The following is an 18,336-nucleotide window of genomic DNA, read 5'->3' on the forward strand; positions in this document are numbered from 1 at the left end:
GTCAGCGTTCCTTGGAATTCGGCGTCCAGCGCGTATCGGGCGGGAAGACCTCGCCCACGGTGCCCTTGATGGAATCGCCGTATACGGGATTGGGCAGGGCAAACCAGCCGTTGCCCCAAAGCTGCGCGTATTGCCCCCGCGCCACGGCTTCCCGCCGGGCCTGGGGCGGCATCTGGGAAATGTTGAAGACGTCGGCGAAATCGCCGAGATTGTCGCCCGCCAGAGCGATCACGCAGAAATTCTCGGCGATCATCGCGCGGCGCCCGTCCTTCCGGCCACCCATCGCATCGTCGCCGTTGAGGAACAGGGTCTGGCGGTGGACCGCCGGTCCCAGCCCCGCAGCCTCGATCGCCGCTACGGTGCCGGCGGCAGTGTCCGATTTGCGATTGGTGTTGAAGACCACGGTGATCCCGGCTTCGCGGAGGCGCTTGAGGCCGGTTACCGCCCCCGGCACGGGCGCGACGAAGCGGGCGCCGTTCGCCGCCCAATCCGCCCAGTCGTCGGAATTATAGGGGTTTCCGCGCGCCTGCCAGTATTCGTAGCCGTTGTTGAGGATCAGCGTCTCGTCGACATCGAAGACGACTGCGAAGGGTTTCTGGCTGCCATCGGCGCGCTGGCAACTGGGCGTCCCGATGCCTCCTTCCGCATCGGGCAAGCCCATCGGCACCGATTGGGGCATCTTGCGCTGGCGACTGACCGCGACGGCGTAGTCGGCCAGCATGCGATAGGCCTGGATCGAGGCACCGGCCGCCTCGCCCGACCCGTAAAGCCAGCGCATGCTGTCCGGTGCCGCAGCTTCGAGCCCCATCGCCGGCGACCCCGCAGCGGGGGCGGTGGAGGCAAGTGGTGGCTGCGCGGCGCATCCGGCAAGCACGAATGGGGCGAGAACGGTCAGGAAAGAATGCGCCTTCATGGCTGGGCTCCGGCTTGGGGAGGGGCAAGGTCGGGTTCTATCGGACTGGTCAGGAACCATCCCTGGCCAATCATGGGTTCGAGCGCGATGGCGGCCTGGGGCTGTTTGAGATAGAGAAAAAGTTCGTCGAAATCGGCGCGTTCGTCCCCCAGCATGGCGATGGGGCACATTTCGGCGGCCAGTTCGTCGCGCCGCGTCTGCTTGCGCTCGTCCAGGTTGCGCATCAGCACCACACGGTCTCCTCCTGCAGAATCCAGCCCGCTTTGCGCGAGCGCAGCCTGAACCGGCGCGGCGAAATTGTCGCTCAGACGGCTGAACCAGACGATCTCTACCCCGGCCTCTCGCAAATCCGCCAAGGTCTGAACCAGTCCCGGCGCGGCTCGCGATCGGCTCAACGGATCGAAACTGGCGCGCCCCGGATCTAAATCGATGAAGACCGCGGGGGACCCCGGTTTGCAGGCGGTCCGGCTCAGAGACATATCGGCGCCATCGGCCAGAATTGCGCTTCGACGATTCAGACCCGGAAGAGCAGCCTTCAGGGCGTAGGTGCGAAAACTCTCGATCGAAAGATCGGTCGCGCGGGTGACGAAATCGGGCGGGGGCAGTTCGGTGAGCGAGACGATCTGCACCGCCCGCTGTTTTTCTTCCGGCTGCGGGGCCTTCGGAGAGCTTCCGATCTGCGGGCGGGTCATGGCGATGCCGGCCACCACCGGGAACACCGCAGCGGCGCAACCCTGCAACAGCAGCGCGGCCGCCCCCGTCGCCATCGCAAGGACGGCGTGGCGCATCACGCCGGCTCGCGTTCCCGCGTGGTCGTGAATTCGATTTTCTTGTCGTAAGGTGCGCCCACGATCATGCGCTGGACATAGACGCCGGGCAGGTGAATGCAGTCCGGATCGAGCGAGCCGACCGGGACGATCTCCTCTACTTCCACCACGCATACCTTGCCGCAGGTCGCAGCCGGAAGGTTGAAGTTGCGAGCGGTCTTGCGAAAAACGAGATTGCCGGTCTCGTCCGCCTTCCACGCTTTGACGATGGCGAGATCGGCGAAAATGCCGTGTTCGAGAATGTAGTCTTCGCCAGCGAAGGATTTGACTTCCTTGCCTTCCGCCACCTGCGTTCCGACGCCCGTCTTGGTGTAGAAGCCGGGAATGCCTGCTCCGCCGACGCGCATGCGTTCCGCCAAGGTACCCTGCGGGCAGAATTCGACTTCGAGCTCCCCCGCCAGGAACTGGCGTTCGAATTCCTTGTTCTCGCCCACATAGCTGGAAATCATCTTCTTGACCTGCCGCGTGCGCAGCAGCTTGCCGATCCCCTCGTTATCGATGCCGGCGTTGTTGCTGCAGAACGTCAGCCCCTTCACGCCGCTGTCACGGATTGCGTCGAGCAGCCGTTCGGGAATGCCGCAAAGGCCGAACCCGCCGCTGGCGATCAGCATGTCGTCGCGAAGGACGCCTTCAAGCGCCGAGGCGGCGTCGGAATAGAGTTTTTTCATGGTCGCTCCCACTTTCGCGAGGTGACCTAATGACTGAGGGCGATTCTGTCACCTGTCGGCGCGATGGGTTCGGCATTTCATGCTGCAATGCACCGCATACGACTGCATAATGCGAATGGGTACCAGGTTCAAAGATGGCGTCTTAACATAAGATGCTGATTAATCGCCATATTCTCAAATGTTGCGTAAAATGCAACCATACCTGAACCTTTTTGCACTTGCACAATTTGCGCTCCGCCAGCATATGTCTCCCTGCCTTTCAGGCATCCTCTCCCAAGACTTTCGGCCCGGTCGGCTTTGCTGACCGGGCCTTTTTCTTGCCCGCTGCGATGGGTTTCGACCCGGGCCGATTAGAGCCTGCCGGACCGATTCCCGATTTTGCCCATTTGACCAGCAGGCGGGGCGTTCCCATCTCACCGCCTGAAAGTTTCAAACGGAGAATGGCCCATGGCCGATGCAGACGCGGCAATAGCAGACAAGACGGTTCGATTGCAGGTCGCGGCGGCAAGGCAGGAGGAAAGCGGACAGGGGATCGCTCGACTGCCGCGCACCGCCTTGCAGGCTCTGGGTGTCACCGAGGGCGATATCCTGGAAATCGTGGGGAAGCGTAGCACCGTGGCCGTCGCGATGCCTGCCTATGACGAAGACCAGTCGCTCGACGTGGTTCGGCTGGATGGCCTGCAGAGGAACAACGCCGGAGTCGGATCGGGCGAGCATGTCACGATCAAGGCCGCGCAATCGCGGCCGGCGACTCGCGTGGTCTTTGCCCCGGCGAGCAAGGATTTGCGTCTTCAGGGTCCCACGCAGGCCCTCAAGCGCAATTTCTTCCGCAAGCCGCTCGTCGCGGGGGATCTCGTGGCCACCACCGGTCAGCAGCCGGTCCAGAACATGCCGCCCGAGGTGCGCAGGATGTTCAACGCGCCGGCCTATGCCCTTACGCAGATCCGCCTGACGGTTGTATCGACGAGCCCCAAGGGCATCGTCCATATCGACGAGAACACCGAGGTGGAGCTGCGCGCCCAGTTCGAGGAGCCCAAGAGCGGGCGCGCCGTGGTCAATTACGACGATGTCGGCGGCATGAGCGATACCATCCAGCAGTTGCGCGAGATGGTGGAACTCCCGCTGCGCTATCCGGAGTTGTTCACCCGGCTGGGTGTTGACCCGCCACGCGGCGTTCTGCTGCATGGCCCGCCGGGAACGGGCAAGACCCGGCTGGCACAGGCCGTGGCCAATGAAAGCGACGCCAACTTCTACACCATCAACGGTCCCGAGATCATGGGGTCCGGCTATGGCGAGAGCGAGAAGCGGCTGCGCGAGATTTTCGAGGAAGCGGCCCGCAATGCACCCGCCATCGTCTTCATCGACGAGATCGATTCGATCGCTCCCAAGCGCGACCGGGTTCCCGGCGAGGCGGAGAAGCGGCTGGTCGCCCAGTTGCTGACGCTGATGGACGGGCTGGAAGCGCGCGCGAACCTGGTGGTCATCGCGGCGACCAATCGCCCCGACGCCATCGACGAGGCGCTGCGCCGCCCGGGGCGGTTCGACCGCGAGATCGTGATCGGCGTGCCGGACGAGCGGGGACGGCGGGAAATCCTGTCGATTCACACCCGCGGCATGCCGCTGGGCGACAAGGTCGATCTCGACGAGCTGGCGCGTACCACCCATGGTTTCGTGGGCGCCGACATCGCCGCCCTGGCGCGCGAAGCGGCTATCGAGGCTGTCCGCCGCCTGATGCCCAAGCTGGACCTCGACGAGCGGACGATCCCGCCAGAAGTACTGGAGGATCTCTACGTCAGCCGCGAGGATTTCCTCGCTGCGCTCAAGCGCGTGCAGCCATCCGCCATGCGCGAGGTGATGGTGCAGGTTCCCCGCGTCGGCTGGGGCGACATCGGCGGTATCACCGGAGCGATCGAGAAGCTCAAGGAAGGGATCGAGCTGCCTCTGAAGCATCCCGATGCCTTTCATCGGCTGGGCATCCGCCCTGCCAAGGGCTTCCTGCTCTATGGTCCGCCGGGTACCGGCAAGACTCTGCTGGCCAAGGCAGTCGCCAAGGAGGCGCAGGCCAACTTCATTTCGATGAAAAGCTCCGACCTGCTCAGCAAATGGTACGGCGAAAGCGAGCAGCAGATCGCCCGCCTGTTCCAGCGCGCGCGCTCCGTGGCGCCGGTGGTCCTTTTCATCGACGAGATCGACAGCCTGGTCCCCGCGCGGGGCAGCGGGCAGGGCGAGCCGCAGGTGACGGGCCGCGTGGTCAACACGATCCTGGCCGAGATGGACGGGCTGGAAGAGCTGCAATCGGTCATCGTCATCGGTGCGACCAACCGGCCGACGCTGGTCGATCCCGCGCTGCTGCGGCCCGGTCGCTTCGATGAGCTGGTCTATGTCGGTACGCCCGACAAGGCGGGCCGGGAGCGGATCCTGTCGATCCATACCAAGGCCATGCCGCTCGCAGACGATGTCGATCTGGCCGATGTGGCCGGGAAGACGGAACGGTTCACCGGGGCGGATCTGGAAGACGTTGTTCGCCGCGCAGGTCTCAACGCGCTCCACCGCGCCGGCGGCGAGGTGAGCGAGGTGACCAAGGCGGATTTCGACGAGGCGCTCAAGGATTCGCGCGCCACCGTGACTGCACAGATGGAGGCCGAATACGAAAAGATGCGCGGCGAACTGAAAAAGCGGGCCGCCGAAGCGCAGCCGATCGGCTTCTTCGCGCCCGAAATGCTGCAACCTACCCGCGCGGAGAAGCACGGGGACTGAAACGAGAAGGGGCGCCGGTGCCATCGCAGCACCGGCGCCCCTTTTTTTCGATCTTGCGCCGATCAGAACGGGATGTCGTCATCCAGATCGTCGTAGTTGGAACCGCCGCCCGAACCCGAGCCGCCGCCTCCGCCGGAGCGCCAGTTGTCGCCGCCGCCCGACGATTGTCCGCCGCCGCCCTGGTTCCAGCCGCCGCCGCTGCCGCCGCCACCACCACCGCCGCGCTGACCGCCGCCACCCGGCCCATCCAGCATGGTCAGCGTGCCGCCGAAGCCGCGCAACACCACCTCGGTCGAATAGCGGTCCTGGCCATTCTGGTCCTGCCACTTGCGGGTCTGCAACTGGCCTTCGATATAGACCTTGCTGCCCTTCTTCAGGTAGTTTTCGCACACGTTGATGAGGCCATCGGAAAAGATCGCCACGGTGTGCCACTCGGTGCGTTCCTGGCGCTGGCCGTCCTTGTCCTTCCAGTTCTCGCTGGTCGCTATCCGCAGATTGCAGACCCGCCCGCCGTTCTGGAAACTGCGCACCTCGGGGTCCGCGCCCAGATTGCCGATCAGCATGACCTTGTTGAGGCTACCCGCCATCTGTTCCTGTCCTCTTAGAAATGGCCGCGGCAGCGCAGCCGTAATTGATTCCCGCGACAGGTAGGCCCCGGCCGGGGAGGCGTGCAACCGGCAATCCGAAACTTTGCCCTAGAATCCCGCCATGTCTAGAATCCGAGGGCGCCAGCGGTCCAGTATGTCAGCCCGGCGAAGACCCAGGCCAGCGCGAACAGATAGCCGACCATGAAGGCCGGCCATTTCCACCCGTTGGTTTCCCGACGGGCGACTGCGATGGTGGAAAGGCATTGCGGAGCGAACACGAACCACGCCAGGAAAGCCAGTGCAGTAGGCAGGCTCCAGGCCGAGGACAGCCGTTCGGTCAGACGCTGGGCCTCTGCCTCCTCGTCATCGGCATCGATGGCGTAGGTGGTGGCGAGCGCGGTCACTGCCACTTCACGGGCGGCCATCGCAGGCACCAGCGCCAGGCTCATCTCGCGGTTGAAACCGATCGGCTCCAGCACGGGATGGAGGACATCGGCCACGCGGCCGGCATAAGAAGCATCCAGCTGGCTTTCTCCCGGCTCCGCCTGCGGAAAGGTCAACAGTACCCAGAGCGCGATGGTGGCCATGAAGATGATGGTGCCCGCGCGGCGCAGGAACACCCAGGCACGTTGCCACAACCCGATCAGCAAGTCCTTGAGACGGGGAAGCTGGTAGCGCGGCAGTTCCATGATGAAGCCGCTCGCCGCCCCGCGCGTTACCGTGCGGCGCATGATCAGCGCCGCCGCCATCGCGCCCAAAATGCCCGCGATATAGAGGCAGAACAGCACAAGACCCTGCAATCCGATGCCGGGGCCCACGGTGTCCGCCGGGATGAAGGCCGCGATGATGACCGCATACACGGGAAGCCGTGCGCTGCAGGTCATCAGCGGCGCGACCAGGATGGTGGTCAGCCGGTCCTTGTGGTCCGGGATCGACCGCGTCGCCATGATCCCCGGGATCGCGCAGGCGAAGCTGGAAAGCAGCGGGATGAAGCTTTTACCCGAAAGACCCACTCCGGCCATCAACCGGTCCATCAGGAAGGCGGCACGCGCCATGTAACCGGTCGCCTCCAGCACCAGGATGAAGGCAAACAGGATCACGATCAGCGGGAGGAAGACGATCACCGAGCCCACGCCCTCGATGACGCCCTGCGTCAGGAAATCGCGCAGCAGGCTTTCCGGCAGGGATGCGGAGACCGCTTCGCCAAGCGCCGCCATGCCGCCCTCGATCGCGTCGACGAACGGTGTGGACCATGTGAACACCGCCTGGAACATCACGAACAGCAGCGCGAAGAGGATAACCGGGCCAGCCCAGGGATTGAGCAGCACGCGATCAATTCCATTGGCCACGGTGTGGCGCGTGGTGGTGGACAGGGTCGCGCCGCGCGCGATGTGCTTTGCCGACAGGCGGCGTTCGGGCAGGGTCAGGTGCCAGTTGCGATGCGGCCGATCTTCGGCATGGCTCTCGGCTTCGGAGATGGCGGCGCGAAGATCCTCGATACCGCGCCGGCGGACCGCCACCGTCGGGATAACCGGAACGCCGAGCGCTTCGGAGAGGGCGGCGGGATCGAGCGTGAGTCCGTCCCTGTCTGCCATGTCCAGCATGTTGAGCGCCACCACCGTGGGTCGGCCAAGCTCCAGCACTTCCTGCGCGAAGACCAGGTGCTGCTCCAGATTGGTCGCATCCAGCACCAGCACCAGCACATCGGGCCGCGCCTCTCCCTCGAAGGCGCCGGTCACGACATCGCGCGTGACGCGTTCGTCGGGGCTGGCGGGATCGAGGCTGTAGGCACCGGGCAGATCGAGCAGCTCGACCGGCTCCCCGCTGGGAAGCAGCACGCGGCCCGCCTTGCGTTCCACCGTCACGCCGGGATAGTTGGCGATCTTCTGGCGCGCACCCGTCAGCGCGTTGAACAGCGCGCTTTTGCCCGAATTGGGATTGCCGACGAGGGCGGCAGTGCGATGCCGGCTCACAGCGGCGCCGCGAGGGTTTCGATGGTGATGGCGCGCGCATGGCTGCGGCGCAGGGCCACGGTCATGACGCCCACGCGCACCGCCAGCGGATCGCGCCCGAACAGCACGCCGCGGTGCGCGATGCTGACCTCGGCCTCCGTATCGATCCCCAGGGCGCGCAGGCGCTTGGCCTCGTCATCGGCCAGCACCGACCAGTCGATCCGCGCGATGTGGGCAGGCGTTCCGGGAGCGAGATCGTCCAGCGTCATGGAGCGCACCTAATGGCAGCCCACCCCTCTTGCAACCGATTTGCAATAGCGCGGTGGCGGATCAGCGAGCGGGATACCGCAACCGGCCGAGGAAGCGGACGGGCGAGAAGTGTTCCGCCTCCGAATGCAGCCATTTCCGCTTGAAGGTTTCGAATTTCATCACCCCCTCTATGCGGCGATCGAGGAAGGCGCGCGTTTCGGCCTTGTCCTCGCTCTCGTCGTTGGCGAACACCGCCAAGGTGGCGGCATAGAGCGAGCCGAGTATCGCACGCTTGGAGTAGTGGTTCCAGTCGGTCGCGGTGTCGCCGGCGAGCCGCCACATGACATCCGCGCTGTTCCAACCGAGCTTGAGCGCAGCGGGGGCGTTCTGCGGCATGGCCATGATGGCGAGCGCGCGCCGCAGCGCCTCCTCCCGCCCGGCCGCCGCATCCAGGCGGAATTGCACCAGGCTGCGTATGCGCTCGCGAATCTTCATGGTCGCCAGCTTTTCGGGGGGCAGGGCCTGGGCCATGGCTGCGTCGGTGGAAGCGATCCATGCCTTGACCATGCCGAAGGCGCCATCGTCCTTGAATGCGAGCCGCGCGACATCGACGTCGACCCCGGCCTGCGCGGCGGCATCGGCCAGAGCGGTATCGCCCCAGCCATCGAAGATCGCACCGTCGGCGATTGCCGGGGCGAGATGAACGCGCAGCTCGTCGAGCGTCATGTCGGCGGGATCGGGAGCGCCGGTCATGCGCCGGGCCCGTATGTCATTGCCTTGCGGGCGGCCTGTTCGCTCATGGTATCGTCGATCACGCTTTTCATTGGCCCGGGGCCCATAAGGTCGGCATAGGTCTTGGCAGAGCGGCCGGAATTATCCGTCCTCTCGGGGTCCGCGCCCGCCTTCAGCAGCGAACGGACCAGCGCCAGATCGCGGCGGTGGACGGCGGCGATCAGCGCCGTTTCGCCCAGGTTGTTGCGCTCGTCCACAGCGGCGCCGGCGCCGACCAGCGCTTCCACGCCATCGACCCAGCCCAGGTTCGCCGCCAGTTGAAGTGGCGTTTCGCCCGCCTTGTTGCGCGGATCGGGCGATGCGCCCTTGCCCAGCAGCCATTTCAACCAGGTAAGGTCGCGCCGTTCGGTCACGATATGAAGCGCCGTTTCGCCGGTGGTGAACTCGCGCGTGTTGACCACCACGGTGCCCGGGCGATTGAGCAATTCGGTGGCTGTGTTGCCATCGCGCTCACGCACGGACTTCAGGAATTCGCTGCGTTCCGACTTGGCCTGCGCCAGCACCGCTTGCGGAGCGACCGTTGCGCTTGCCAGACCTGCCAGAACCATTGTCGCCAACCAACGCCGTATCATTTCCACTGACCCTTCGATCTTTATGCGCAGCCCCGCGGGAATCCGCGCTTGCAGACGCCCGGTTAGCAGACCACATTGCGCGATGCCATGCTTCGTATCCTTGCCGCACTTGCCCTGACCACAAGCTGTATAGCTGCCTGCTCCAGTCCCGAACCCGCCGAACCCCCGTTGCAGGGGGCGGACATCGGCGGGCCGTTCATGCTGGTGAACAAGGACGGCGAGACCGTTCGCTGGAGCGATTTCGACGGGCGCTATCGGATCGTCTATTTCGGATATACCTTCTGCCCCGACGTGTGCCCCACCGACATGGCACGAACGGCGCGCGGCTATCGGGCGTTCGCCGAGGCGCATCCGGACCTCGCAAAGAACACCGCGGTGCTTTTCATCACCGTCGATCCGGAACGCGATACGCCGGAAAAGGTCGGTGAATTCGCGGCTGCCTTCTCGCCCGATATCGTCGGGCTTACCGGAACGCCCGCCCAGATCGATGCCGCCAAGGACGCCTTTCGCGTCTTCGCCAGCCGGGGCGAGACTTCGCCCGGGGGCGGCTATCTGATGAACCATTCGAACATCACCTATCTGTTCGATCCGCAGGGCAGGCCGCTCGCCACCCTGCCCACCGACCAGGGCCCCGAGGCCGTCGAAGCGGAACTGGAACGATGGGTGAAATGAGACCGCGTTTCTGGGAGCTCCCCCTGGAGCGGCTGACCCAGGACGAGTGGGAAGCCTTGTGCGACGGGTGCGGACGCTGCTGCCTGCACAAGATCGAGGACGAGGATACCGGCGCCATCGCCGATACCAATGTCGCCTGCACGCTGCTGGACACCAGGACCGCGCGGTGCCGCGATTACACCAATCGCAAGGCCTTCGTGCCCGATTGCCTGCGTCTGACGCTCAAGATCGTGGACAGCGTGGAATGGCTGCCGTCCACCTGCGCCTATCGCCGCCGCGCGGACGGGCGCCCGCTGCCTGGCTGGCACTATCTCATCTCGGGCGATCGGGAGGCGGTGGAGGCCGCGGGGGTATCGGTGGCAGGGCGCGTCATCAGCGAGGATGTCGCGGGGCCGCTGGAGCACCACATCGTCGAATGGAGCGCGACATGATAGAGTGGCTGCGCTCCGACAACGCGCAGCCCGCCATCGAGCTTTCGGGCCGGTTGATCCCCATCGAACTCAACCGCCATGCGCGTGCGCGCCGCCTGACCATGCGGCTGGCGCCCGATGGCAGCGCGGTCAGGATCACGCTGCCCAAATGGTGCCGCAGCGCAGACGCCGTCGCCTTCGCCAAGATGCGTCGCGCGTGGCTGGAGACGCAGCTGGCCAAGGTCCCGCCGCCGGGCGATCCGGTCGCGCGTGGTTCCCTGCGCCACCGCGGCGGCGAACTGGCGATCGACTGGCACGCGGATGCGCCCCGCCGCCCGGTTCTGAGTCCGGGCACGCTGACGCTGGGCGGCCCGCGAGAGACGCTGGCGAACCGGCTCCAGCGCTGGCTGGAGGGCGAGGCGACCCGGCTCCTGGCTGCCGATCTCATCGAATACTGCACCCGGGCGCGCGTGGAGGCCCCCCAGTTGCGCCTCACCCGTGCGGGGCGGCGCTGGGGAAGCTGCTCCAGCAAGGGGATCGTGCGCGTCAACTGGCGTCTTGCCATGGCGCCCGATTGGGTGCGCCGTTCGGTGGTGGCGCACGAAGTCGCGCATCTCGTCCATTTCGACCATTCGCCCGCGTTTCACGCTCTGCTCGATGAACTCTACGAAGGCGACATCGACGCCGCCGACGGGTGGCTGCGCAGCCAGGGGCGCGCGCTCTACGCCGATTTCGGCTGATACGCAGCGATACTGGCGCTTCGGGACCGGAAGGGCTATCTTGCTGACATGCGCTATATCTCGCGATTCAACGCGGCAGGCGGCATCGCCGATTTCTGGCACGAATTCCGCCGCCCCAATCCCTATCGCTGGCCGATCATCGGGCTGTCGATGGCCTGCACCTTCGCGCTGGTCTACGGCTTCACGCAGGAGCGGGTGTACCTACCCCCGGAAAAGCCCAAGGTCAGCCTGATCGCCACCTTCCCGGAAGGGCGCACCGATGCGGAAATCATCGCCTCCAACATCGAAAACCAGAAGCGCAAGGAAGCCCGCGCTGCCGAACAGGCCCAACGCGACGAAGAGGTGAAGGACGCCTATCGTGCGCTTGGCCGCGCCACAGGTCTGGATGTCGATGCGATGGAGCGCGACATCGCCCGCAAGAAAGCGGCCGAGGAAGCCCGGCTGGAGGCGCGCCGCGAGGAGTTGGCCAAGAAAGGCCAGATCATTGGCGAACCGCTCTGACGCGGACTGGCTGGACGCGGCGGCGCGGCTGTCGCTGAGAGGCCGGCCGCTCAGCAGACCCAATCCTTCCGTCGGCGCCATTCTCGTCAGGGACGGGGTGGTGCTCGGGCGCGGCTGGACCATGCCGGGCGGGCGCCCCCATGCGGAGGCAATGGCGCTGGATCAGGCCGGCGGTGCGGCGCGCGGGGCGACCGCCTACGTCACGCTCGAACCCTGTGCGCACCGATCCGAGCGTGGCCCCGCCTGCGCGGACTTGCTGGCAAAGGCGGGCGTGGCGCGCGTCATCGCGGGCGTCGGCGATCCCGATCCGCGCACCGCGGGCGAGGGGATGGAGCGGCTGCGCCGGGCTGGAATCGAAGCGGAGGTTGCCGATCATGGCCCCAGCCGCCGCAGCCTGGCGGGCTATCTCACCCGTGCCCAACGGGGGCGGCCCCATGTGACGCTCAAGCTGGCGATGTCGCTCGATGGCTGCATCGCGCTGTCTTCGGGCGAAAGCCGCTGGATCACGGGCGACGCGGCGCGTGCCCATGTCCATTCGCGCCGCGCGATGGCGGACGCCATCCTGGTGGGCGGCGGCACCTGGCGGGCGGATAAGCCCCGGCTCGACGTGCGGCTGCCCGGCCTCGAAGACCGCAGCCCGACGCGCGTCGTGCTGACCCGCGGCATCGCGCCCGATCGCGCCAAGATCATCAACGCGCCCGACCAGATTTCGAAGCTTGAAGGCGTGCAATATCTCTATTGCGAAGGCGGGACCGAAATCAGCGCCGCCTTCCTCTCCGCCGACTTGGTCGATCGGCTCGAAATCTACCGCGCACCCATCGTCATCGGCGGCGGGCTCCCCGGCGTGGGGGACATTGGCCTGGGCAATCTGGCCGACGCGCACGGGCGCTGGCGATTGCTTGAGCGCAGGCAGCTTGGCAGCGACCTGTATGAGGCTTACGAACGCGCCCCATGTTCACCGGAATAGTATCTGCCATCGGCACCATCACCAGCGCGGACCGGCGCGGGGACCTTCATCTCAGGATCGATTGCCCGTGGGAGCCGGAGGATATCGCCATCGGCGCTTCCATCGCCTGCTCGGGCGTGTGCCTGACGGTGGTGGAGCGCGGGCGGGAAGCGGGCAACGCCAGTTTCGCGGTGGACGTATCCGCCGAAACCGTGGCGCGCAGCGTGCCTGGCATGTGGGAGCCGGGCCGCAAGCTCAACCTGGAGCGAGCGCTCAAGCTGGGTGAGGAACTGGGCGGCCATCTCGTCACCGGCCATGTCGATGGCATCGCCACCGTGAAGGACGTCAGCCCCGAAGGCGATTCGCACCGTATCGGCTTCAACGCGCCCGCCGATCTCGCGCCCTATATCGCGGCCAAGGGATCGATCACCATCGATGGTGTCTCGCTGACCGTGAACGATGTTGCGGACCAGGACGACGGCACCTGCGATTTCGCAGTCAACATCATCCCGCACACGGGCGAGGTTACGACGCTGGGTACTCTGGAGCCAGGCGCGCATGTCAATCTCGAGATAGACGTGCTGGCCCGCTATCTCCGGCGGATGCAGAGCTTGCGGAGCTAGAGGCGGTCAACAATCCAGTCGCGGCCGTGGCCGGTATAACTCAAGATAACGCCGTGATACGGTTGTAATCTTGGACCGTCGTATCCATCTATAGGTCAGCTACCAGTCGCAATCGACGGTCATCGCTTCCGTATTCGGAAGCTCTTTCGATCAGTTTCGTCTCTTAGTCGCAGCCGGGTCAATTCTGGCGCGCTGCACACTCGTTCGAAGGAATGACAAATGACCCATTATGGCAAGATCAAAAGCTACGACAGTAGTTCGGGCACTGGTTCCATCACCCCTGAAAAGGGTGGCGACGCGCTCCGTTTCAAGAAAGCGGACCTACAGCAGGAAGGCCAGATGCCCAAGGTCGATCAGCGATTCAGCTACGAAACCAACGAAGTCGATGGCGGGAAGAAATTCGCCGTAAACCTGCAGCAGCAGCAGCAGGGCGATGGCGAAAGTCAGAAAGAACAGGCCAGTAAACAGCAGGGCTGATACCGACAGCGGGCCGGGGGCATATCTCTCCCGGTTCGCGTTCGACCCCGCGCTCCAGCAAGGTTATCTTTCTCATGCCGATGAATCAATTTCTGTTCGATCACCAGCTGGCGGCCATGAAGGTCGACCGTTCGGGATCGGCTGAAGAGCGCTCGGAAGCCATCGAAGCGGTGAAAGACCGTGCCAAACGGATCGCGGACTGGCGAGAGGCGAATGGCATGTCTCATCTTGGCTGGCCTCGTGAGGAGTATCCGATGGCCGACGAAGATGAATGACGTTCGGACAATGCGAACCGGCGACCAGCCCCATTGGGCCTGATGCCGGCAAGTGGGAGAGGGAATTTGGTTCCCTACGGCGGGACCTACCGACCTCGCTATTGGACGGGATCGGTGCGGATGAACGGGTCCACTAAGGCGTTGCGCTCTATTTCTATTCAAGTCTCGAAGACGCTTTTGGTGATCGATAGGTCTTTAGCGCCGAGAAAATGAGAGAACCTGCTCAAAAGCCGTTTTTCGGTCCGGAGACGCCTCTTCTCGACCCACCCAGTAGGCCAGACATCAAGCCATGGCGTTCTGTCGCCAAGGCCGTTTCTTGGCGCATAGTCGGCACAATCGATACGCTGATCCTGTCCTATCTCCTGATCACATATCTGGGGCCCATGATAGGCACGCCAGTCGCCCAGACTGACGCCTTCGAAACGGCCAGCTACATTGCGGTTACCGAGGTTGCGACCAAGTTCATCCTTTATTTTCTTCACGAACGCGCGTGGTCTTTCACCGGCTGGGGCATCGTGTTCCGCAATTCCAAACATCGCGAGACGATGCGCAGAACAACCGTCAAGACCGGGGTTTGGCGCCTGATCGCATCACTCGATACGTTTACGCTTGCGTGGTTTTTTACGGGAAGCGTGGCGACTGCGCTGTCCATCGGTGGTCTGGAGATCTTCACCAAGCTGGTGCTCTACTTTTTTCACGAACGAATATGGCAGCGGCTGCCATTCGGTCTGCAAAAAGGCGATCGCCATCCAACGGCAAAAGCTAAGCTTTGATCACCTGTTTACGCCTCATAAGGGCACAGAGGATGTCCCATTCGCGCGCCATGCTTTGCGATGCCAGCCTGAAAAAATCCCCCTGAAGCGATGGGCGGTGAGCGATCGATCAATCCGAACCGGCGGGTTCTTGGCGCCGGCAACTGTCATGGCGAGGACCAGAAGACCCGGCGCAGCCAAGCGCAGCACCATCTTTTGCAAGCGAAACGATCCACCGCGAAGCTGCTCGCTCCTTCCTCGCCCACGAGCGGAAATCGTATTGGCTGGTTCTTGCGACGGTATTCCTACAATATCACGCCCGGTGAATATTTCTCTGTCCTATTCGGGCCCGGCCCGCCATTTATCGACCTGGCTCTTCGAAATCGTGCAACCTTGCGCAATGGCTGACCTGCAAGGGAAAGGGGGAAGAGAGGTACCGACATGGTTTTCAACTTGCGGAACCGCCGTGCCTTGGCGAAGTTGCCGCCGGAAACACGATAATTGGCCGCAAACCTCTGAGAGCATAGAACAATCTCGTTCTCGCGAGTTTTGCAAAACCCCCGGATGCGCGGTCCACTTCGCCGGGGATGGCAGCCGGGTCAGCCCGCTGTCACGTCGGCCAGCGCTGCGATGAACTTGGGCGTGTTGGATTCGGTCAGTCCCGCCACGTTGATACGCCCCGATCCGGCCATGTAGATGCCGTGGTCGGTGCGCAGCGCATCGATCTGCGCCTTGTCGAGCGGAAGCATGGCGAACAGGCCGTTGCCCTGGCCCAGCGCCGCGAGGTTGAGGCCAGGCACTTCGTTGTCCGCCGCCGCCAGTCGCTCGCGCACTCGGCGCATCCGCTGGCGCATGTCGGTCAGCTCCGCTTCCCAGTCGGCGGTCATGTCCTTGTCGCGCAGGATGATCCGCACCGCCGCCGCGCCGTGATCGGGCGGCATGGACCATGCCGCACGGGCCAGCGCATTGGCGTTTGACGCGATGGTGCCTAGATGGTCGCGATCGGGGCTGAGGAAATACAGCGCGCCGACACGGTCGCGGTAAAGGCCGAAGTTCTTGTCGCAGCTATAGGCGATCAGCGCCTGCGGCACCTTGGCCAGTACCGTGCGCAGGCCCTCGACATCCTCGTCCAGCCCGCGGCCCAGGCCATGATAGGCGACATCGATGATCGGCAGAGCTTCGCTTTCGGCCAGCGCGTCGGCGATGGCTTCCCACTGCTCCTGCGTGTAGTCGATGCCCGTCGGATTGTGGCAACAGCCGTGCAGCAGCACGGCATCTTGTGCTCCGGCACCGCGAATGGCGGCCAGCACCGCTTCGCCATCCGCGCTGCCATCGGCGGATGCATGGTTGAAGGGCATGGTTTCCAGCCCGAGATCGTCGAAGATCTGCTTGTGATTGGGCCAGCTCGGCGTGCCCAGATGGATGCGCTTCGCCCCGGCTTTTGCCACCAGCGCCGCTGCCAGGCGCACTGCGCCGGTCCCGCCCGGGGTCTGCATCCCCTGCAGCCGTCCGCCCATGGTCGCATCCTGCCCGAAGATCCATGGCATGAGGGCGTTGACGAAGCCCATATCGCCTTCGGGCCCGAGATAGGCCTTGCTGTCCTGAACCTCGTGGAGCGTGTGCTCAGCCTGCTTGATAGCGGAAAAGACGGGTGTCGCCCCGGTGTTGGTGCGATAGACGCCCACGCCGAGATCGATGGTATCGGGCCGTTCATCGGCCTCGTACATCTTGATCAGTGCGAGAAGCGCGTCGGGCGATTGCGGTTGAAGGTGCTGAAGCATGGGCGCCCCATGCCCTGAAGAAGGGTGGGGCCGCAACTGGATTCGGTTGGGGGGAAATCCGTCACGGCCCCGGCCGAGCCCCTAGGCGTTTTTTATATTCGACCCGAAGGGCTGGCCTTACTGTTCAGAACGGCAACCAGTTCTGTTTCTTCGAAAACTTCATATACCCCGCATTGATCCCGAGCCGCAAGCCCGCGCCAACGCGTATGGGGATGAGAACCACGTCGCCCCAGCGAAGATAGCTCGCCGTGAGGCCGCCGATGGCGTAGGCCTGCCCTTCGCCTGCCGGGAAGCGTTTGTAAAGGTCTTCCGTGTCGTAGAGGTTATAGACCAGGACGAAGGTGCTGCCCGCGTTGGCCCCCGCATCGAAGCCGATCGAGGGGCCTGTCCAGTAAACGGGACGCTGCCCCTCCACCTTATGATAGAGCGTGCCTGAGCCATAGCGGACGCCGACGATAAAGGCCCCGCCTGCTTCGCGCCCGACGATATAGGCATTGGGTTCACCCTGATCTTTGAGCGTCTTGCGGATCATTTCCGCGACACCCTGGGCCCCTTGGCCGAACACGCCCTCGGCAGCGCCGATGAGGTCGTCTTCGCGATAGGTCGACGAGGTATCACCCTCCGGCGCTGGGGCCGGTTCGGCCACGGCCGGGGCCGAACTCTGCGGGGCGGGCAGCTGTTCGGGGGCAGGCTGAGAATACGTATTCGTATCGGACTGATCGGCCGGCGCGAGCTCCGCATTCTGCTGCGGCTGCTCCAGATCGCCGTCGATGGGCGCATTGTAGGCGGCGTCGGGATCGACCTGTTCGACCTGCGCAGCAAGGGGCGCTGCGGCAAGGCCGAACACTGCGACGGCGCCGGTGAAGTGGGCGACGGCACGGCTGACTAGGCGCTGGACCGGATGGGTCATCACGATTGCCCCTCCCGAGGGCGAAATATCAAATGCGTTGAACGGCCCGATTGAAGGCGAGGCAATGAGCGGGCGATGAACCGAATCGCTTTTGCGGTGAAGCGAGTCGCCTTTGGGATGGGGTGTTCCGCACCTCCTGCGGGCTTGCCGATCCCGCGCAAGGCCCCATCTCGTCACCCAGAATGGAGCAAACGACAATGGCAGACGAAAAGAATATCTTCATCTTCGGCGCGTCGCGCGGCCTAGGGCTGGGACTGGCCCGAACCTTCGCCGAACGCGGCTGGCAGGTCGTCGCCAGCGAGCGGGACAAGAGCGAGGATCTGCACGCCATCGAAGGGGTCTCGATCGTGACCGCCGACGTCACGGAGCCTTCTACCTACGAAAACCTCGGTTTCGATGCTGCGCGGTTCGACGTGATCCTCGTCAATGCCGGCATCACGGGAGCCTCGCATCAGTCCGCGGACAAGGCGACGGATGATGAGGTCGCGAAGGTGATGATGACCAACGCCTTCGGCCCGGCGCGCGCCGGTCGGGCGCTGCTCCCCGCGTTGAAGGATGGGGGTACGCTGGCCTTCATGTCCTCCCTCATGGGTTCGATCGCGGACAGCTCCGGCGGCTATGAACTCTATCGGACCAGCAAGACCGCGCAAAACATGCTGGCCAAGGGTATCGCCGAACAGTCGGCAAAAGAGCGCGATATCGAGGTGCTTTCGCTGCATCCTGGCTGGGTGCAGACCGATATGGGCGGGCCCAATGCGAAGCTGACGGTCGAGGAAAGCGTCACCGGCATGGCCGATGTCCTCCAGTCCGCGGGCGGGGGCGGCTATCGCTTCGTCGACTACAAGGGCGAAACCATCCCCTTCTGAGCGTCTATCCGTCTTGTGGCCGGTTGGCCTCCCGCCGCGACAATCGGGCGGCGGGAGGCTAAAAGA

Annotated in this window: 22 protein-coding genes; 12 read left to right on the plus strand and 10 right to left on the minus strand. The window is 64.5% G+C overall.

All coding sequences use genetic code 11. The features are described from left to right. Nucleotide 1: 1 nt before the first annotated feature. From ACFDTG_RS05800 to ACFDTG_RS05810, 3 genes are read right to left on the minus strand one after another with little or no spacing between them, the layout of a single operon-like run. A complete protein-coding gene (locus ACFDTG_RS05800) occupies nucleotides 2–913 on the minus strand; it encodes a 5'-nucleotidase, lipoprotein e(P4) family (protein WP_375290067.1) in 912 nt (303 codons plus the stop codon). Then, the gene (locus tag ACFDTG_RS05805; RefSeq protein ID WP_375290068.1) at nucleotides 910–1,701 is read right to left on the minus strand and encodes a hypothetical protein; all 792 of its coding nucleotides are present in this window, start codon (nucleotides 1,699–1,701) and stop codon (nucleotides 910–912) included. Before ACFDTG_RS05805 ends, ACFDTG_RS05800 begins: the two co-directional genes overlap by 4 nt. Then, entirely contained in the window at nucleotides 1,701–2,408 is a 708-nt protein-coding gene (locus tag ACFDTG_RS05810) for a CoA transferase subunit A (protein ID WP_375290069.1), read from the minus strand. The genes ACFDTG_RS05805 and ACFDTG_RS05810 overlap by 1 nt, the downstream gene beginning before the upstream one ends. Before the next feature lie 447 nt (nucleotides 2,409–2,855). On the opposite strand from ACFDTG_RS05810, the gene ACFDTG_RS05815 reads away from it, so the two are divergent. Continuing rightward, nucleotides 2,856–5,165: a CDC48 family AAA ATPase gene (locus ACFDTG_RS05815; RefSeq protein ID WP_375290070.1), complete on the plus strand. Its 2,310-nt coding sequence runs from the start codon at nucleotides 2,856–2,858 to the stop codon at nucleotides 5,163–5,165. A 62-nt stretch (nucleotides 5,166–5,227) separates the two neighbouring features. On the opposite strand, the gene ssb is transcribed toward ACFDTG_RS05815, so the two are convergent. The 5 genes from ssb to ACFDTG_RS05840 form a co-directional block, all read right to left on the minus strand. Continuing rightward, a complete protein-coding gene (gene ssb, locus ACFDTG_RS05820) occupies nucleotides 5,228–5,752 on the minus strand; it encodes a single-stranded DNA-binding protein (RefSeq protein WP_375290071.1) in 525 nt (174 codons plus the stop codon). 125 nt (nucleotides 5,753–5,877) lie between these two features. Next, on the minus strand, nucleotides 5,878–7,725 hold the full coding sequence (locus ACFDTG_RS05825) for a ferrous iron transporter B (RefSeq protein WP_375290072.1): 1,848 nt from the start codon (nucleotides 7,723–7,725) through the stop codon (nucleotides 5,878–5,880). Then, nucleotides 7,722–7,973 carry a ferrous iron transport protein A gene (locus ACFDTG_RS05830; protein ID WP_375290073.1) on the minus strand — a complete coding sequence of 84 codons (252 nt, stop codon included), beginning with the start codon at nucleotides 7,971–7,973 and terminating at the stop codon, nucleotides 7,722–7,724. Before ACFDTG_RS05830 ends, ACFDTG_RS05825 begins: the two co-directional genes overlap by 4 nt. Before the next feature lie 61 nt (nucleotides 7,974–8,034). Beyond that, nucleotides 8,035–8,706, minus strand: coding sequence for a COQ9 family protein (locus tag ACFDTG_RS05835; RefSeq protein ID WP_375290074.1), 672 nt, complete (start codon nucleotides 8,704–8,706; stop codon nucleotides 8,035–8,037). Beyond that, entirely contained in the window at nucleotides 8,703–9,317 is a 615-nt protein-coding gene (locus tag ACFDTG_RS05840; protein WP_375290075.1) for an ankyrin repeat domain-containing protein, read from the minus strand. The genes ACFDTG_RS05835 and ACFDTG_RS05840 overlap by 4 nt, the downstream gene beginning before the upstream one ends. An 87-nt stretch (nucleotides 9,318–9,404) precedes the next feature. Between ACFDTG_RS05840 and ACFDTG_RS05845 the strand changes: the two genes are divergently transcribed. The 10 genes from ACFDTG_RS05845 to ACFDTG_RS05890 all read left to right on the plus strand — a co-directional run bounded on the left by ACFDTG_RS05845 (nucleotide 9,405) and on the right by ACFDTG_RS05890 (nucleotide 15,121). Continuing rightward, nucleotides 9,405–9,989, plus strand: a complete 585-nt coding sequence (locus tag ACFDTG_RS05845; RefSeq protein ID WP_375290076.1) for an SCO family protein — start codon at nucleotides 9,405–9,407, stop codon at nucleotides 9,987–9,989. After that, nucleotides 9,977–10,420, plus strand: a complete 444-nt coding sequence (locus ACFDTG_RS05850) for a YcgN family cysteine cluster protein (protein ID WP_375290077.1) — start codon at nucleotides 9,977–9,979, stop codon at nucleotides 10,418–10,420. Before ACFDTG_RS05845 ends, ACFDTG_RS05850 begins: the two co-directional genes overlap by 13 nt. Next, nucleotides 10,417–11,139 (plus strand): M48 family metallopeptidase, encoded by a 723-nt coding sequence (locus tag ACFDTG_RS05855; protein WP_375290078.1) that lies wholly within the window; start codon nucleotides 10,417–10,419, stop codon nucleotides 11,137–11,139. The genes ACFDTG_RS05850 and ACFDTG_RS05855 overlap by 4 nt, the downstream gene beginning before the upstream one ends. 48 nt (nucleotides 11,140–11,187) lie before the next feature. Further along, nucleotides 11,188–11,640, plus strand: coding sequence for a hypothetical protein (locus ACFDTG_RS05860; protein WP_375290079.1), 453 nt, complete (start codon nucleotides 11,188–11,190; stop codon nucleotides 11,638–11,640). Continuing rightward, nucleotides 11,624–12,607 carry a bifunctional diaminohydroxyphosphoribosylaminopyrimidine deaminase/5-amino-6-(5-phosphoribosylamino)uracil reductase RibD gene (gene ribD, locus ACFDTG_RS05865; RefSeq protein WP_375290080.1) on the plus strand — a complete coding sequence of 328 codons (984 nt, stop codon included), beginning with the start codon at nucleotides 11,624–11,626 and terminating at the stop codon, nucleotides 12,605–12,607. Before ACFDTG_RS05860 ends, ribD begins: the two co-directional genes overlap by 17 nt. After that, on the plus strand, nucleotides 12,592–13,209 hold the full coding sequence (locus ACFDTG_RS05870) for a riboflavin synthase (RefSeq protein ID WP_375290081.1): 618 nt from the start codon (nucleotides 12,592–12,594) through the stop codon (nucleotides 13,207–13,209). Before ribD ends, ACFDTG_RS05870 begins: the two co-directional genes overlap by 16 nt. Nucleotides 13,210–13,428: 219 nt before the next feature. Beyond that, nucleotides 13,429–13,686, plus strand: a complete 258-nt coding sequence (locus tag ACFDTG_RS05875) for a cold-shock protein (protein ID WP_375290082.1) — start codon at nucleotides 13,429–13,431, stop codon at nucleotides 13,684–13,686. A 74-nt stretch (nucleotides 13,687–13,760) separates the two neighbouring features. Then, nucleotides 13,761–13,961, plus strand: coding sequence for a hypothetical protein (locus tag ACFDTG_RS05880; RefSeq protein ID WP_375290083.1), 201 nt, complete (start codon nucleotides 13,761–13,763; stop codon nucleotides 13,959–13,961). Nucleotides 13,962–14,170: 209 nt separating this feature from the next. Continuing rightward, a complete protein-coding gene (locus ACFDTG_RS05885) occupies nucleotides 14,171–14,734 on the plus strand; it encodes a DUF2061 domain-containing protein (protein WP_375290084.1) in 564 nt (187 codons plus the stop codon). 90 nt (nucleotides 14,735–14,824) lie between these two features. After that, the gene (locus tag ACFDTG_RS05890) at nucleotides 14,825–15,121 is read left to right on the plus strand and encodes a hypothetical protein (RefSeq protein WP_375290085.1); all 297 of its coding nucleotides are present in this window, start codon (nucleotides 14,825–14,827) and stop codon (nucleotides 15,119–15,121) included. A gap of 191 nt (nucleotides 15,122–15,312) precedes the next feature. Here the strand turns inward: ACFDTG_RS05890 and ACFDTG_RS05895 are convergent, their stop codons facing one another. Both ACFDTG_RS05895 and ACFDTG_RS05900 read right to left on the minus strand, forming a co-directional pair. Beyond that, nucleotides 15,313–16,494 carry an aromatic amino acid transaminase gene (locus tag ACFDTG_RS05895; RefSeq protein WP_375290086.1) on the minus strand — a complete coding sequence of 394 codons (1,182 nt, stop codon included), beginning with the start codon at nucleotides 16,492–16,494 and terminating at the stop codon, nucleotides 15,313–15,315. A gap of 124 nt (nucleotides 16,495–16,618) precedes the next feature. Further along, nucleotides 16,619–17,404, minus strand: coding sequence for a DUF1134 domain-containing protein (locus ACFDTG_RS05900; protein ID WP_375290087.1), 786 nt, complete (start codon nucleotides 17,402–17,404; stop codon nucleotides 16,619–16,621). Nucleotides 17,405–17,601: 197 nt separating this feature from the next. Here ACFDTG_RS05900 and ACFDTG_RS05905 point away from each other — a divergent pair, with 197 nt between their 5' ends. Further along, a complete protein-coding gene (locus ACFDTG_RS05905) occupies nucleotides 17,602–18,270 on the plus strand; it encodes an SDR family NAD(P)-dependent oxidoreductase (RefSeq protein WP_375290088.1) in 669 nt (222 codons plus the stop codon). Nucleotides 18,271–18,336: the final 66 nt, after the last annotated feature.

The sequence above is a fragment of the Qipengyuania sp. genome (assembly GCF_042095715.1).
Taxonomy (GTDB): domain Bacteria; phylum Pseudomonadota; class Alphaproteobacteria; order Sphingomonadales; family Sphingomonadaceae; genus Qipengyuania.

Bases quoted from the DNA above. Each gene is read 5' to 3' on its own strand.
- ACFDTG_RS05840 (WP_375290075.1), bottom strand. From the start codon at position 9,317: ATGATACGGCGTTGGTTGGCGACAATGGTTCTGGCAGGTCTGGCAAGC.
- ACFDTG_RS05860 (WP_375290079.1), top strand. From the start codon at position 11,188: ATGCGCTATATCTCGCGATTCAACGCGGCAGGCGGCATCGCCGATTTC.
- ACFDTG_RS05905 (WP_375290088.1), top strand. From the start codon at position 17,602: ATGGCAGACGAAAAGAATATCTTCATCTTCGGCGCGTCGCGCGGCCTA.
- ACFDTG_RS05800 (WP_375290067.1), bottom strand. From the start codon at position 913: ATGAAGGCGCATTCTTTCCTGACCGTTCTCGCCCCATTCGTGCTTGCC.
- ssb (WP_375290071.1), bottom strand. From the start codon at position 5,752: ATGGCGGGTAGCCTCAACAAGGTCATGCTGATCGGCAATCTGGGCGCG.
- ACFDTG_RS05850 (WP_375290077.1), top strand. From the start codon at position 9,977: ATGGGTGAAATGAGACCGCGTTTCTGGGAGCTCCCCCTGGAGCGGCTG.
- ACFDTG_RS05855 (WP_375290078.1), top strand. From the start codon at position 10,417: ATGATAGAGTGGCTGCGCTCCGACAACGCGCAGCCCGCCATCGAGCTT.
- ACFDTG_RS05890 (WP_375290085.1), top strand. From the start codon at position 14,825: ATGGGCGGTGAGCGATCGATCAATCCGAACCGGCGGGTTCTTGGCGCC.
- ACFDTG_RS05845 (WP_375290076.1), top strand. From the start codon at position 9,405: ATGCTTCGTATCCTTGCCGCACTTGCCCTGACCACAAGCTGTATAGCT.
- ACFDTG_RS05810 (WP_375290069.1), bottom strand. From the start codon at position 2,408: ATGAAAAAACTCTATTCCGACGCCGCCTCGGCGCTTGAAGGCGTCCTT.
- ACFDTG_RS05815 (WP_375290070.1), top strand. From the start codon at position 2,856: ATGGCCGATGCAGACGCGGCAATAGCAGACAAGACGGTTCGATTGCAG.
- ACFDTG_RS05805 (WP_375290068.1), bottom strand. From the start codon at position 1,701: ATGCGCCACGCCGTCCTTGCGATGGCGACGGGGGCGGCCGCGCTGCTG.
- ACFDTG_RS05900 (WP_375290087.1), bottom strand. From the start codon at position 17,404: ATGACCCATCCGGTCCAGCGCCTAGTCAGCCGTGCCGTCGCCCACTTC.
- ACFDTG_RS05830 (WP_375290073.1), bottom strand. From the start codon at position 7,973: ATGACGCTGGACGATCTCGCTCCCGGAACGCCTGCCCACATCGCGCGG.
- ACFDTG_RS05880 (WP_375290083.1), top strand. From the start codon at position 13,761: ATGCCGATGAATCAATTTCTGTTCGATCACCAGCTGGCGGCCATGAAG.
- ACFDTG_RS05870 (WP_375290081.1), top strand. From the start codon at position 12,592: ATGTTCACCGGAATAGTATCTGCCATCGGCACCATCACCAGCGCGGAC.
- ACFDTG_RS05885 (WP_375290084.1), top strand. From the start codon at position 14,171: ATGAGAGAACCTGCTCAAAAGCCGTTTTTCGGTCCGGAGACGCCTCTT.
- ACFDTG_RS05875 (WP_375290082.1), top strand. From the start codon at position 13,429: ATGACCCATTATGGCAAGATCAAAAGCTACGACAGTAGTTCGGGCACT.
- ACFDTG_RS05895 (WP_375290086.1), bottom strand. From the start codon at position 16,494: ATGCTTCAGCACCTTCAACCGCAATCGCCCGACGCGCTTCTCGCACTG.
- ACFDTG_RS05835 (WP_375290074.1), bottom strand. From the start codon at position 8,706: ATGACCGGCGCTCCCGATCCCGCCGACATGACGCTCGACGAGCTGCGC.